This window comes from Streptomyces sp. Sge12 (assembly GCF_002080455.1).
Lineage (GTDB): Bacteria > Actinomycetota > Actinomycetes > Streptomycetales > Streptomycetaceae > Streptomyces.
Genome location: NZ_CP020555.1, coordinates 4,896,256 through 4,910,338, shown reverse-complemented (window position 1 = coordinate 4,910,338; position 14,083 = coordinate 4,896,256). Strand labels below are relative to the sequence as shown.

At 71.6% G+C, this 14,083-nt stretch carries 8 protein-coding genes; 6 read left to right on the top strand and 2 right to left on the bottom strand.

What is annotated here, in order from left to right; all coding sequences use genetic code 11:
- The first annotated feature begins 47 nt into the window (after window positions 1–47).
- The 4 genes from B6R96_RS21940 (at window position 48) to B6R96_RS21925 (ending at window position 6,241) form a co-directional block, all read left to right on the top strand.
- The gene (locus B6R96_RS21940; protein WP_053172554.1) at window positions 48–1,409 is read left to right on the top strand and encodes an ABC transporter substrate-binding protein; all 1,362 of its coding nucleotides are present in this window, start codon (window positions 48–50) and stop codon (window positions 1,407–1,409) included.
- Window positions 1,410–1,542: 133 nt separating this feature from the next.
- Window positions 1,543–2,850, top strand: a complete 1,308-nt coding sequence (locus B6R96_RS21935) for a carbohydrate ABC transporter permease (RefSeq protein WP_107475732.1) — start codon at window positions 1,543–1,545, stop codon at window positions 2,848–2,850.
- Window positions 2,847–3,830, top strand: coding sequence for a carbohydrate ABC transporter permease (locus B6R96_RS21930; RefSeq protein WP_237291484.1), 984 nt, complete (start codon window positions 2,847–2,849; stop codon window positions 3,828–3,830). Before B6R96_RS21935 ends, B6R96_RS21930 begins: the two co-directional genes overlap by 4 nt.
- Window positions 3,831–3,958: 128 nt before the next feature.
- Window positions 3,959–6,241 (top strand): bifunctional glycosyltransferase/CDP-glycerol:glycerophosphate glycerophosphotransferase, encoded by a 2,283-nt coding sequence (locus tag B6R96_RS21925; RefSeq protein WP_081523359.1) that lies wholly within the window; start codon window positions 3,959–3,961, stop codon window positions 6,239–6,241.
- Window positions 6,242–6,260: 19 nt separating this feature from the next.
- On the opposite strand, the gene B6R96_RS21920 is transcribed toward B6R96_RS21925, so the two are convergent.
- Window positions 6,261–6,875 carry a TetR/AcrR family transcriptional regulator gene (locus B6R96_RS21920; protein ID WP_081523358.1) on the bottom strand — a complete coding sequence of 205 codons (615 nt, stop codon included), beginning with the start codon at window positions 6,873–6,875 and terminating at the stop codon, window positions 6,261–6,263.
- A gap of 136 nt (window positions 6,876–7,011) precedes the next feature.
- Here B6R96_RS21920 and B6R96_RS21915 point away from each other — a divergent pair, with 136 nt between their 5' ends.
- Both B6R96_RS21915 and B6R96_RS21910 read left to right on the top strand, forming a co-directional pair.
- Complete coding sequence (locus B6R96_RS21915) at window positions 7,012–7,929, top strand: ABC transporter permease (RefSeq protein ID WP_030388640.1); 918 nt, start codon at window positions 7,012–7,014, stop codon at window positions 7,927–7,929.
- Window positions 7,922–8,692 (top strand): ABC transporter ATP-binding protein, encoded by a 771-nt coding sequence (locus B6R96_RS21910; RefSeq protein WP_081523356.1) that lies wholly within the window; start codon window positions 7,922–7,924, stop codon window positions 8,690–8,692. The genes B6R96_RS21915 and B6R96_RS21910 overlap by 8 nt, the downstream gene beginning before the upstream one ends.
- Window positions 8,693–8,812: 120 nt before the next feature.
- Here the strand turns inward: B6R96_RS21910 and B6R96_RS21905 are convergent, their stop codons facing one another.
- Window positions 8,813–13,777: an NAD-glutamate dehydrogenase gene (locus tag B6R96_RS21905; RefSeq protein WP_030388638.1), complete on the bottom strand. Its 4,965-nt coding sequence runs from the start codon at window positions 13,775–13,777 to the stop codon at window positions 8,813–8,815.
- Window positions 13,778–14,083: the final 306 nt, after the last annotated feature.

Sequence of the window (14,083 nt, the reverse complement as noted above, 5' to 3'; positions counted from 1 at the left end):
GTAGACCTTGTGGTCCGGGACACACCACGGGCATCGGGGGCAGAGCCATGCGCAGGCAGGGAACGAGCCGTACGACACTCACCTGGACGGCGCTCGCCGCGGCGGGCGCGCTCGCCCTCACCGCGTGCGGGGACGGCGGGAAGAAGGAGCCGCAGGGGCCCGAGGGCAGCTCGGCGGCCGCGCCCCGGGTGGAATTACCGAAACTGCCCGGCGAGAAGCTGGAGGTCGCCGCGGTCTGGACGGGCCCGGAGCAGGAGAACTTCACCAAGGTCCTGAAGGAGTTCGAGAAGCGGACGGGAGCCTCCGTCACCTTCGTGCCGGCCCAGGACCCGATCGTCACCTTCCTCGGTACGAAGATCGCGGGCGGGGCGCCGCCGGACGTGGCGCTGCTGCCCCAGGTCGGTGCGCTGGTCTCGGCCGTGCAGAACAAGTGGGCGCAGCCGGTGGGCCCGGAGGCCGCAGCGCAGCTCGACGCGAACTACTCGGCGGGCTGGAAGAAGCTCGGCGCGGTCGACGGCACCCAGTACGGCGTCTACTACAAGGCCGCCAACAAGTCGCTGATCTGGTACAACGCGAAGGCCTTCGAGGCGGCGGGCGTCAAGCCCCCGAAGACCTGGAAGGAACTGATCACCGCGGCCGACACGCTGTCCGCCTCCGGCACCCCGGCCGTCTCGGTGGCGGGTGCGGACGGCTGGACCCTCACCGACTGGTTCGAGAACATCTACCTCTCCCAGGCGGGGCCGGAGAAGTACGACCAGCTGGCCAAGCACGAGATCAAGTGGACCGACGACAGCGTCAAGCAGGCGCTGACCACGCTCGGCGAGCTGTTCGGCCGCAAGGACTTCCTGGCGGGCGGGCCGAGCGGGGCGCTGGCCACCGAGTTCCCGAAGTCGGTGACGCAGACCTTCACCGGCGGTGACCGGCCCGCGGCGGCCATGGTCTTCGAGGGCGACTTCGTGGCGGTGAACATCGCGCAGACCGAGGCGAAGGTGGGCGAGGACGCCCTCGTGTTCCCCTTCCCGGCGGTCGGCGGGAAGGCGCCGGTGGTCTCGGGCGGCGACGTGGCGGTCGCGCTGAAGCCGTCGAAGGGGGCGCAGGCCCTGCTCACCTTCCTGGCCTCGGCGGACGCGGCGGAGATCCAGGCGCGGGAGGGCGGTTTCGTCTCCCCGAACAAGGCGGTGAACCCGGACGCCTATCCGAACACCATCCAGCGGGACATCGCCAAGGCGCTGATCGCCGCGGGCGACGACTTCCGCTTCGACATGTCGGACCAGGCCCCGGCGGCCTTCGGAGGCACCCCGGGCGCGGGTGAGTGGAAGGCGCTCCAGGACTTCCTGGCGAACCCGTCGGACGTGGCGGGCACCCAGGCGAAACTGGAGGCGGACGCGGCCAAGGCCTACGGGAACTGATCCCGTGCCGGCCCCTGCCGCACCGGGCACCCCCGGGGAGGGTGCCCCCGCGAAGCCCGTCCCCGCCGAGCCCGTCCCCGCGGGTCGCGCCACCGCCGGTCGCGCCACCGCCGGGCACGCCCCCCACCGGCGCGTGCCCGCGAAGGGCGTCTCGGCCGAGGCGCGCCGCCGCCGGCTGATCGCGGCCGCGTTCCTCCTCCCGGCCCTCGTGCTGCTCGGCGCGCTCGTCGTGCACCCGATCGGCTACTCCCTCTATCGCAGCTTCTTCGACCGCTCGGGCGCCACCTTCGTCGGCGGCGACAACTACCGGGAGATCCTCAGCGACGACACGATCCGCACCGCCCTGAAGAACACCGCGCTCTGGGTGGTGCTCGCCCCGACGACGGCCACCGCCCTCGGCCTGATCTTCGCGGTGCTCACCGAACGGGTGCGCTGGGGAACGGCGTTCAAGCTGCTGGTGTTCATGCCGATGGCGATCTCGATGCTGGCGGCGGGCATCATCTTCCGGCTCGTCTACGACCACGATCCCGACCGCGGGGTGGCCAACGCCGTCTGGGTCGGGGTCCACGACACCTTCGCGGAGTCCTCGGCCTTCCCCAAGGCCCGCCCGGGCCGGGACTCGCCGCTCACGGACGCCGGCGGCGGCGCCTTCACCACCCGCGACCCGGTCCGCGCGGGCACCCCGGTGCTGCTCCCGCTGGTCGGCGTGGCCCCCGAGGCCCTGCCGGACGGGACCCGTACCGCGGGCACCGCCGGGGCCGAACCGGGGAAGATCACCGGCACCGTCTGGCAGGACTTCACCCGGGGCGGGGGCGGGGCGACCAACGTGGTCGACCCGACCGAGCAGGGCTTCGCCGGGATGCGGATCGAGGCGGTCAAGGACGGCAAGGTGGTCGATACGACGACCGCCCGCCCCGACGGCACCTTCGCGCTGTCCGCGAAGGCCGACGGGGCCCAGCTGCGGCTGCCCGCGGCCAACTTCCGGGAGGCGTACTCCGGGGTGCAGTGGCTCGGCCCGTCGCTCGTCACCCCGGCGGTCATCGGGGCGTACGTATGGATGTGGGCCGGTTTCGCGATGGTGCTGATCGGGGCGGGGCTGGCCGCCGTACCGCGGGAACTGCTGGAGGCGGCGCGCGTGGACGGGGCGAACGAGTGGCAGGTGTTCCGCCGGATCACCGTCCCGCTGCTGGCGCCCGTCCTGGCGGTCGTGCTCGTCACCCTCGTCATCAACGTCATGAAGATCTTCGACCTGGTCTTCGTGATCGCACCGGGCGCCGTCCAGGACGACGGGAACGTGCTGGCGCTCCAGCTCTACCGGACCTCCTTCGGCACGGACGCCCATCCGGGGCTGGGCAGCGCGATCGCGGTCCTGCTGCTGGTGCTGGTGATCCCGGTGATGCTCGTGAATATCCGCCGGCTGCGCAAGGAGGGGTCCCGATGAGCCGTTCCGACGTGACGCCGGACCCGGCGGGGAGGACCTCGGCGGACGGCCCCGGGCGCGCGGACCGCGCGGCGTCCGGCCCGGCGGGGGCAGCCGGCCGGGCGGGGGCGTCCGGCCCGGCGGGAGCCCGGGCCCCCTTCGCCGAGCGGGCCGCGGGCCGGCTGGCCGCAGGCGCGCTGCGCGTCTTCCTGGTCCTCGCGGCGCTGTTCTGGCTGCTGCCCACGCTCGGGCTGCTGCTCTCCTCCTTCCTGTCCCCCACCGACCTCAACAAGGGCGGCTGGTGGCAGGTGCTGACCGCGCCCTCGCGGCTGACGGCCGACAACTACGAGCGGCTGCTGGCCAACGACACGATCACCGGCTCCCTCCTGAACACCTTTGCGATCGCCGTCCCGGCCACCCTGCTGGTCCTGGTCCTCGGCGCGTTCGCCGGATACGCCTTCGCCTGGCTGGAGTTCCCCGGCCGGGACTGGCTCTTCCTCCTCGTCGTCGGGCTGCTGGTGGTCCCCGTGCAGGTGGCCCTGATCCCGGTGTCCGAACTCTTCGGCTCCATCGGGCTGTTCGAGACCACGGCGGGCGTGGTCCTCTTCCACACCGCCTTCGGACTGCCCTTCGCCGTGTTCCTGCTGCGGAACTTCTTCGCGGAGATCCCGCGCGAGCTGCTGGAGGCCGCCCGCCTCGACGGGGCGGGTGAACTGCGCCTGTTCGCACGGGTGGTGCTGCCGCTCGGCGGCCCGGCGATCGCCTCGCTCGGCATCTTCCAGTTCCTGTGGGTGTGGAACGACATGCTGGTGGCGCTGGTCTTCGCGGACTCCGCCAGCCCGCCCGTCACGGTCGCCCTCCAGCAGCAGGTACGGCAGTTCGGGAACAACATCGACGTGCTCGCGCCCGGCGCGTTCCTGTCGATGGTGATCCCGCTCGTCGTCTTCTTCGCGTTCCAGCGGCAGTTCGTCTCGGGGGTGATGGCCGGGGCGATCAAGTAACCGGTCCTCCGCACCACCGGTGACGTGGCCTGTTGACGCTGCGTAACCCGAATGCCACACACCGCGTAACCCGATCGCCACGCCGGGGGTTCCTGGGCAATATGCCCGCGCCGACCCCTGGATGTGCCGTGCCCCGGTTCAGCGTCATCGTGCCCGCGTACAAGGTCCAGGCCTACCTCCAGGAGAGTCTGGACTCGGTCCTGACGCAGTCGTACCCGGATCTGGAGCTGATCGCGGTCGACGACGCCTCCCCGGACGCCTGCGGCTCGATCATCGACGAGTGCGCGGCCCGCGACCCCCGGGTGACGGCGGTGCACCTGGCGCACAACCTGGGGCTGGGACCGGCCCGCAACGCGGGGCTGGCCCGGGCGACCGGCGACTACCTGGTCTTCCTCGACGGCGACGACACCCTCGCCCCCGGCGCCCTGCAGGCCATCACCGACCGGCTGAAGGCCACCGGCTCCCCCGACATCCTGATCCACGACTACGCACGCACCTTCTGGTCGGGCGAACTGGTGCGCAACCGCCTCTCGCACCGGCTGTCCGAAGAGGGCCCGGCCAGCTTCCGCCTCGCCGACCGCCCGGCCCTCCTCGGCATGCTGATGGTGGTGTGGAACAAGACGTACCGCCGCGAGTTCGTCGAGCGCGAGGGCCTCTCCTTCCCGCCCGGCCTCTACGAGGACACCCCCTGGACCTACCCGGCGCTGCTGGCCGCGGAGTCCATCGCCGTCCTGGACCGGGTCTGCGTCCACTACCGGCAGCGGCGCACCGGCTCGATCCTGACCACCACCAGCCGCCGCCACCTCGACATCTTCGACCAGTACGACCGCGTCTTCGGACACCTCGCCGGCCGCCCCGAGCTGGAGCGCTGGCGGCCCGCCCTGCACCGCCGGATGGCCGAGCACTTCTGCGCCCTGTACGCCGACCCGCGCCGCCTCCCGCGCGCCGCCCGGGCCGAGTTCTTCGGCCGCGCCTGCGCCCTGCTGCGCCGCTACGCCCCGCAGGGCGGCAGCGGCGCGCTGCCGCTGTCCCTGTCGCGGACCGACCGGGTCCGGCACACCCTGATGCGGCTGGGCACCCGGCGCACGTACCGGCTGCTGTCGGCGCTGCGCTCGGCGGGGCTGGCGCTGGGCCGCACGGCCTCGGCCCTCGGGCGGGGCCTGCGGGAGTCCGCGCTGCGGCTGCACTACCGGATCCAGCGGCTGCTGCCGCTGCGCCCGGAGCTCGCGGTCTTCTCCGCGTACTGGCACGGCGGCTACGCCTGCAATCCGGCGGCGATCGAGGCCAAGCTGCGGGAGCTGGCGCCGCGGATGCGCACGGCGTGGATCTGCGACCCGGCGCACGCCTCGACCCTGCCCCGCGAGACGGTGGCACTGCGCCCGGGCTCGGCGGCGTACTGGACCGCCCTGGCCCGGGCCGGCTACCTGGTCACGAACGTCAACTTCGACCGCGCCCTGGTCAAGCGGCCGGGCCAGATCCTCGTCCAGACCCAGCACGGGACCCCGCTCAAGCGCGTCGGCCTCGACCTCCTGGACCGCCCGGCGGCCACCCCGACGCCGGATTTCGCGGGCCTGCTGCGCGGCGCCGACCAGTGGGACTACCTGCTCTCCTCGAACCGGCACTCCACCCTGGTCTGGGAGAAGGCCGTCCCGTCCTCCTACACGACGCTGGAGTACGGCTACCCGCGCAACGACGTCTTCCACCGGGCGGGCCCGGCCGAGGTGCTGGAGCTGCGCGAACGCCTGGGCATCCCGGCGGGCTCCACGGCCGTCCTGTACGCGCCCACGCACCGCGACTACCGGCGCAGCCGGCCGGAGCACCTGGACTTCGAGCGGGTCCTGCGGGACCTGGGCCCGCGCTTCACGATCCTCGCCCGCACCCATCTCACGTACGCGGACCTCCCGCTGCCACCGGACACGCACCCGCGCCTGATCGACGTCTCCTCCCACCCTTCGGTGGAGGAGCTCGCGCTGGCCTCGGACGCGCTGGTGACGGACTACTCGTCGCTGATGTTCGACTATGCGGCGCTGGACCGGCCGATCGTGATCCACGCGGACGACTGGGAGGCGTACGAGGCGGCCCGGGGCACGTACTTCGACCTGCGGTCGTGCCCGCCGGGGGCGATCGCCCGGACCCAGGACGAGCTGGTGGACATCTTCACCACCGGTCACTGGCAGGGCTCGCGCTCCGCGCAGCTGCGGGCGGCCTTCCGGGCGCGCTTCTGCCAGTTCGACGACGGCCACGCGGCGGAGCGGGTGGTGCGCCGGGTCTTCCTGGGGCAGACGGCCCCGATCCCGGCGGTCATGCCGCTGGAGGACCGCCGTCCGACGCCCGCTGCCTCGGCGATGGCGGCCTCGGCGGCAGCGGCCCCGGCGGCGCCCGTGCCGGCCCCGGCCCCCGTCTGGCCGTAGGCCGTCCCTGTCGGCGGGGTCAGACGGCGCGCAGCCCCGCCACGACCGAGCGGGCCAGTTCGTCGAGGTACCCGGCGCCGACCTCGTCCCGGACGACCACCTGCCGCCAGTAGAGCGGCCCGATCGCCAGGTCGAGCGCCCGCCCGGGGTCGGCGCCCTCGGCCAGTTCGCCGCGCTCGACGGCTCCGGAGACGATGCCCTCCGCCATGCGGCGCTGCCCGTCGAGCAGTGCGCCGCGCACCGCTTCGGCGATCTCCGGGTTCCGCGCCGCCTCGACCAGCAGGTCGGGGATGACCGCGGACGCCACCGGGTGCCGCAGCACGTGTGACATGACCTCCAGCAGGGCGCGTACGTCCCCGTACAGCGAGCCCGTCGCCGGCACCGGCAGGCCGTCCACGGCGAAGGCCCCCACCAGGTCCAGCACCAGGTGCAGCTTCGACTTCCACCGCCGGTAGACCGCGGTCTTGCCGACCCCGGCCCGCCGGGCGATGCCCTCGATGGACATCCGCGCGAAGCCGACCGCGGCCAGTTCCTCCACCACCGCGTCGCGGATCGCCTCCGTCACGTCCTCGCGCAGGACGGCGGCCCCGGCGGGGGCTCTACGGGCGGGGGCGGCGGCGGGGTCCGTGGTCATGCACAGAGCATAGCCGCGTTCCGTCACGACGATACGGTTGCGTTCCGACGCACCACGCCCTAACCTCGCCGTAGCGACGATACGGACCCGTCCCGACCTCGGCAGCGACGTACTGACCCCGTCGAAAGCGAACCCTGTGACCACCGCGACCGCACCCAAGACCGCGCCGGCGCCCTGCGCGCCCTCCGCGGAACTTGCGCAACTCGCCGCCGCCCACGGCCTCACCGTCAGCGGCGCCCGCCCCACGCTCCCCCGCTACATCGCGGAGCTCTGGGACCGCCGCCACTTCGTGACCGCGTACGCGACCGCCCGTATGCAGGCCACCTACAGCTCGGCCAAGCTCGGCCAGCTCTGGCACCTGATGACCCCGCTGCTGAACGCGGCCGTCTACTACTTCATCTTCGGCATCGTGATGAGGGCCAGCCAGAACGTGCCGGACTACGTCCCCTTCCTGATCACCGGCATCTTCGTCTGGGACTTCATCGGCAGCTCCATCAACGCCGGCACGCGCGCCGTCCACAGCAACCGCGGCCTGGTCCGCGCCCTGCACTTCCCACGCGCCAGCCTGCCCATCTCCACCGTCGTCCAGCTCTTCCAGCAGCTGCTCGTCACCATGGGCGCCCTGGTCGTCCTGCTGCTGGCATTCGGCCAGCGGCCCGCCTGGTCCTGGTTCCTGGCCGCACCGGCGCTGCTGCTGATGGCCGTCTTCGCCACCGGCTGCGCGATGGTCATGGCCCGCATCGGCAGCAAGAGCCCGGACGTCAGCCAGCTGATGCCCTTCGTCCTGCGCACCTGGATGTACTCCTCGGGCGTCATGTGGTCCATCGACCAGATGCTCAAGTCGGACCACCTGCCGCACTGGATGCTGATGCTGCTCAAGCTCAACCCCGCGGCCGTCTACATCGACCTGATGCGCTTCGCACTGATCGACAGCTTCGGAGCGCACTCGCTCCCGCCCCACGCCTGGCTCCTCGCCATCGGCTGGGCCCTGCTCGCCGGCGTCGGCGGCTTCATCTGGTTCTGGAAGGCAGAAGAGGAGTACGGCCGTGGCTGAGACCCGGGTGCCCACCGTCATCGCCGACGGGGTCCACGTCATCTACAAGGTCCACGGCGCCGGCGCCCGCAAGGGCGGCGCCACCGCGGCGCTCAGCCGGGTCTTCTCCCGCCGCCCCTCCCCCGGCGTGCGGGAGGTGCACGCCGTCAAGGGCGTCACCTTCACCGCCTACAAGGGCGAGGCCATCGGCCTCATCGGCTCCAACGGCTCGGGCAAGTCCACCCTGCTCGCCGCCATCGCCGGCCTCCAGCCCGCGGCCCACGGCCGGATCTACTCGCACGGCCAGCCGTCCCTGCTGGGCGTGAACGCCGCCCTGATGAACGACCTGACCGGCGAACGCAACGTCGTCCTGGGCGGCCTCGCAATGGGCATGTCCAAGCAGCAGATCCGCGAGCGCTACCAGGGCATCGTCGACTTCTCCGGCATCAACGAGAAGGGCGACTTCATCTCCCTGCCCATGCGGACGTACTCCTCCGGGATGGGCGCCCGGCTGCGCTTCTCCATCGCCGCCGCCAAGGACCACGACGTCCTGATGATCGACGAGGCCCTGGCCACGGGCGACGCCGCCTTCCAGCGCCGCAGCCAGGCCCGCATCGAGGAACTCCGCACACACGCGGGCACCGTCTTCCTCGTCAGCCACGGCATCAACACGGTCCGCGAGACCTGCGACCGCGCGATCTGGCTGGAGGCCGGCGTGCTCCGCATGGACGGCCCGTCGGCGGAGGTCTGCGACGCCTACGAAGCCTTCACCACAAGCCGCTGACCGGCCGGCCTTTCCTGGGCTCCGCCCAGACCCGCGCATCAAAACGCCGGCGAGGCTGGAAGATCCAGCCTCGCCGGCGTTTGAGGCGCGGGGGTCCGGGGGCAGCGCCCCCGGCACCGATCAGCTGTGCACGCGCAGCAGCGACCGCATCGTCCGCATCGCCACCGACAGATTCGCCAGGTCGAAGTCGTCCGACCCCTGGATCTCGTCCAGAGTCGTCCGCGCCCGCCCGATGATCGCCGCGTTCTTCTCCTCCCACGCCTTGAAGCGCTCCTCGGGAGTCGACGTGCCGTTGCCCACCGACAGCACATCGGCGGTCAGGGCCGCGTGCGCCGCGAACAGGTCCTCGCGGATGGACGCGCGGGCCATCGACTGCCAGCGGTCGGACCGCGGCAGCTCGATGATCCGGTCCATCAGCTGGGTGATGTTCAGGCGGTCGGCGAGGTCGTAGTACACCTCGGCGACCTCCAGCGGGTCCGCACCCGTGCGGTCGGCGATCGCCACGATGTCGAGCGCCGGGAAGGCGGAGGAGAAGCCGGCCACCTTGGCGGCCAGTTCCTCCGGAACGCCCTCGCCCGTGAGCTCGTCCACGATCGACTGGTACCACTCCAGGTCGGCGCCGCGCACCAGCTTCGGCAGCTCGGCCCAGACCTGGGCCACGCGCTCCGCGAAGAAGGCGATGGTCTCGGTGATCTGGAGCGGCTGCGGCCGGTTGTTCAGCAGCCAGCGCGTACCGCGCTCGACCAGGCGCCGCGAGTGCAGCCGCACCCGGGTCTGGACATCGGCGGCGACCTTGTTGTCGAGCGCCTCCACCGCGTCCCACACGTCGGCCAGGCCGAAGATCTCGCGGGCCGCGAGCTGCGCCCGGACGATCTCCTCCGTGGAGGCCCCGCTCTCCTCGCGCAGACGGTGCAGGAAGGTCGAACCACCGGTGTTGACGGTGTCGTTGACCAGGATGGTGGTGATGATCTCCCGGCGCAGCGCGTGCGCGTCGATCTGCTCGGTGAGCCTCTCGGCCAGCGCGGCCGGGAAGTACGCGAAGAGCAGACGGCGCAGGTAGGGGTCGTCCGGCAGCTCGGTCGCAATGAGCTCGTCCGCCACCGTGATCTTGGTGTAGGCGAACAGCACGGCCAGCTCCGGCTGGGTCAGGCCCTTGCCGCCGCTGAGCAGTTCGCGGATCTGCCGGTCGGTGGGCAGGAACTCCAGCGCCCGGTCGAGGCGCCCGTCGCGCTCCAGCCGGCGCATGTAGCGCTGCTGGGCGTGGAGCAGGCTCGGGGCCTGCGCAGCGCCGTTGGCGAGCGCGACGTTCTGCGCGTAGTTGTTGCGCAGCACCAGGTGGCCGACCTCGTCGGTCATCTGCGCGAGCAGCTTGTTGCGCTGCTTGACGGTCATGTCGCCGTCCGTGACGACCGCGTTGAGCAGGATCTTGATGTTCACCTCGTGGTCGGAGGTGTCCACGCCCGCGCTGTTGTCGATGGCGTCGGTGTTGACCTTGCCGCCCTCGCCGCCGGCGCCGCTGCGGGCGAACTCGATCCGGCCGAGCTGGGTCAGACCCAGGTTGCCGCCCTCGCCGATGACCTTGGCCCGCACCTCGGAGCCGTTGACGCGGATGGCGTCGTTGGCCTTGTCGCCGACGTCCGCGTGCGTCTCGGCGGTGGCCTTGACGTACGTGCCGATGCCGCCGTTCCACAGCAGGTCCACGGGGGACTGCAGGATCGCCTTCATCAGGTCGGCCGGGGTCATCTTGGTGACGCCGGCCTCGATGCCGAGGGCCTCGCGGATCTGCGCGGTGATCGGGACGGCCTTCGCCGAACGCGGGTGGATGCCGCCGCCCGCCGAGATCAGCGAGGTGTCGTAGTCGGCCCACGAGGAGCGCGGCAGCTCGAACAGGCGCCGGCGCTCGGCGTACGAGGTGGCCGCGTCCGGGTTCGGGTCGATGAAGATGTGCCGGTGGTCGAAGGCCGCGACCAGGCGGATGTGCTCGGAGAGCAGCATGCCGTTGCCGAACACGTCGCCGGACATGTCGCCGACGCCGACGACGGTGAAGTCCTCGGTCTGGGTGTCGTGGCCGAGCTCGCGGAAGTGCCGCTTGACGGACTCCCACGCGCCGCGGGCGGTGATGCCCATGCCCTTGTGGTCGTAGCCGGCGGAGCCGCCCGAGGCGAAGGCGTCGCCGAGCCAGAACCCGTAGGACTCGGCCACTCCGTTGGCGATGTCGGAGAAGGTCGCGGTGCCCTTGTCGGCGGCGACGACGAGGTAGGTGTCGTCCTCGTCGTGGCGGACCACGCCCTTGGGGGGCAGGACCTCGCCGGCGACCATGTTGTCGGTGATGTCGAGCAGCGCCGAGATGAAGATCTTGTACGAGGCGATGCCCTCGGCGAGCCAGGCGTCGCGGTCCACCGACGGGTCGGGGAGGTTCTTCGCGACGAAGCCGCCCTTGGCGCCGACCGGCACGATCACGGTGTTCTTGACCATCTGCGCCTTGACCAGGCCGAGGATCTCCGTACGGAAGTCCTCGCGGCGGTCGGACCAGCGCAGGCCGCCTCGGGCGACCTTGCCGAAGCGCAGGTGGACGCCCTCGACGCGCGGGGAGTACACCCAGATCTCGTAGGCCGGACGCGGGGCCGGCAGGTCCGGGATGGCCTGCGGGTCGAACTTCATCGACACGTACGCGTGCGGCTCGCCCACGCCGTTGAGCTGGAAGAAGTTCGTGCGCAGCGTGGCCTTGATGAGGGTGAGGAAGGCCCGCAGGATGCGGTCCTCGTCGAGCGAGGCGACCTGGTCCAGGGCCCCGTCGAGCTCCTCCAGCATGGCGTCCACGAGCTCGCTGCCGGCGGTCTGGCGCACGGGCGCCATCCGGGCCTCGAACAGCGAGACCAGCAGGCGGGTGGTGTGGACGTTGTTGCGGAGGGTGTCCTCCATGTAGTCCTGGCTGAAGGTGGAGCCGGCCTGGCGCAGGTACTTGGCGTACGCACGCAGGACGACGGCCTGCCGCCAGGTCAGCCCGGCGCTCAGCACCAGGGCGTTGAAGTTGTCGTTCTCGGCGTCGCCCTGCCAGACCGCGGCGAAGGCGTCCTGGAAGCGCTCGCGGGCGTCGTCGCCGAGGTAGTGGTCCCCGTTGCCGGAGACGGGCATGCGCAGGCCGAAGTCGTAGATCCACGCGCTGACCCGGTCGGAGCGGCGCAGCTCGTAGGGGCGCTCGTCGGTGACCTCGACGCCCAGGCGCTGGAGCACCGGCAGGACCGCGGAGAGCGAGACCTGCTCGCCGGTGCGGAAGATCTTGAACCGGCGCTCGCCGGGGCCCGCACCCACGGGCTCGTAGAGCGAGAGGGCGAACTTGCGGTCGCTGGCGGCGAGCCGCTCGAGGTGGACCAGGTCGGCGACCGCGGCGCGCGGCGAGTGGTCGGCCTTGTAGCCCTCGGCGAAGGAGGTGCCGTAGCGGCGCAGCAGCTCGGCGGCGCGCTCTTCGCCGCACTCGGCGATCAGCGCTTCCTGGAAGCCGTCGGCCCAGGAGCGGGCGGCCTCGACGAGCCGGCCCTCGATGCGCTCGACGTCGGAGTCGGTCAGCGCGGGCAGCTCGGTGCCCTGCGGGACGCGGACCACGAAGTGGATGCGGGAGAGGATCGACTCGGTGTTCCACGCGGTGAAGTCGACGCTGATGCCGCCGAGCTCCTCGCGGAGGATGTCCATCAGGCGCAGCCGGACACCGGTGGTGAACCGGTCGCGGGGCAGGTAGACCAGCGCCGAGTAGTAGCGGCCGTACTCGTCCTGGCGCAGGTAGAGCCGCAGCCGGCGGCGTTCCTGGAGGTACAGGACGGAGGTGACGATGGCCTGGAGTTGGTCGACCGGGGTCTGGAAGAGCTCGTCGCGCGGGTAGGTCTCGAGGATCTGCGTGAGGTCGCGGCCGTCGTGGCTGCTCGGCGAGAAGCCGGCGCCGGCGAGGACCTCGGCGACCTTGCGGCGGATGACCGGGACACGGCGCACGGACTCGGTGTACGCGGCGGAGGAGAACAGGCCGAGGAAGCGGCGCTCGCCGACGACGTTGCCGTCGGCGTCGAACTTCTTGACGCCCACGTAGTCGAGGTACGAGGGGCGGTGCACGGTGGAGCGGCTGTTGGCCTTGGTCAGCACCAGCAGGCGGTGCTCGCGGGCCTTGGCGCGGGCGTCGGCGGGCAGCCGGTTGAAGGACGGCGAGACCGGGTGGCCGTCCTCCTTGCCACTGTGGTGCGGGTCGGAGCGCAGGATGCCGAGGCCGGTACCGGGCACGGCGGACAGGGAGTCCCCGTCGACGAGGTTGTACTCGCGGTAGCCGAGGAAGGTGAAGTGGTCGTCGGCGAGCCAGCGCAGCAGCTCACGGGCCTCTTCGAGCTCGTACTCGCGCAGGTCGGGGGCGGTGGGCTCGTCGGGCAGGCCCTCGGCGATGCGCAGCGCGGCCTCGCGCATCTTCTCCCAGTCCTCGACGGACTCGCGCACGTCGGACAGGACGCGCTGGAGATCGGCGGTGATCTGCTTGAGATCGGCCTTGTCGGTCTCGCGGTCGATCTCGACGTGGATCCAGGACTCGACGAGGGAGTCGTGGGGACGTGCGGTGGCGGGGCCGTGGGCGTCGCAGTCGGGGCCGAGGATCTCGATCAGCTTGCCGGTGATGTCACGGCGGACGACGACCTGCGGGTGGATCACGACGTGGATGCCGCGGCCCTGGCGGGACAGCTCGTTCGTCACGGAGTCGACGAGGAAGGGCATGTCGTCGGTGACCACCTCGACGACGGAGTGGCTGGAGGTCCAGCCGTTCTCCTCCACCGTGGGGGTGTGCACGCGCACGTTCGCGGTGCCCTGCGGCCTGTTCTCGGCGAGCCGGTAGTGCGAGAGCGCGGCTCCGAACACGTCGACCGGGTCCCGGTCCGCGAGGTCCTCGGGTGCCGTGTGCAGGTAGTAGCGCTGGAGGTAGGAGAGCACCGCGTCCTGGTCTGGACGCTCTCCCCGCTCGGACCCAGTCGGAAGTAGCCCCCCGGCCGGGCTGTGCTCAGCTACCCGGGCCGCCCGTGCGAGCAGCTCGGCCTTTGCTTCGTCCAGCTTGGTCTGCATGTCCTCTGGCTCCTGTCGCGCGCCATTGCGTGACGTAGGTGAAGGAAGGAATGACATAGCGCCGCGAGGCGGGGTGTCCGTTCGGGATCGACGCTATGCCGTCGAGAGAGCCGACCGGGAGGGAATGAGCCATGATCGGCCGGATGTCCCGGGGGCGGGGATCAGCGAAGGCCCGGGCACGGTCGTGCGCCGGGCGCAGGCCGGAGGCTCCAGTGCCCCCGAGGACTATCGCGCTGATCACGGGTACAAGGCTATCCCGACCTACCCCCAGAACGTCATTCGCTGCTTCTGTACAAATCTTGGGGT

Coding starts and splice junctions, on each gene's coding strand:
- B6R96_RS21930 (WP_237291484.1), top strand. CDS start 2,847: ATGAGCCGTTCCGACGTGACGCCGGACCCGGCGGGGAGGACCTCGGCG.
- B6R96_RS21940 (WP_053172554.1), top strand. CDS start 48: ATGCGCAGGCAGGGAACGAGCCGTACGACACTCACCTGGACGGCGCTC.
- B6R96_RS21920 (WP_081523358.1), bottom strand. CDS start 6,875: ATGACCACGGACCCCGCCGCCGCCCCCGCCCGTAGAGCCCCCGCCGGG.
- B6R96_RS21905 (WP_030388638.1), bottom strand. CDS start 13,777: ATGCAGACCAAGCTGGACGAAGCAAAGGCCGAGCTGCTCGCACGGGCG.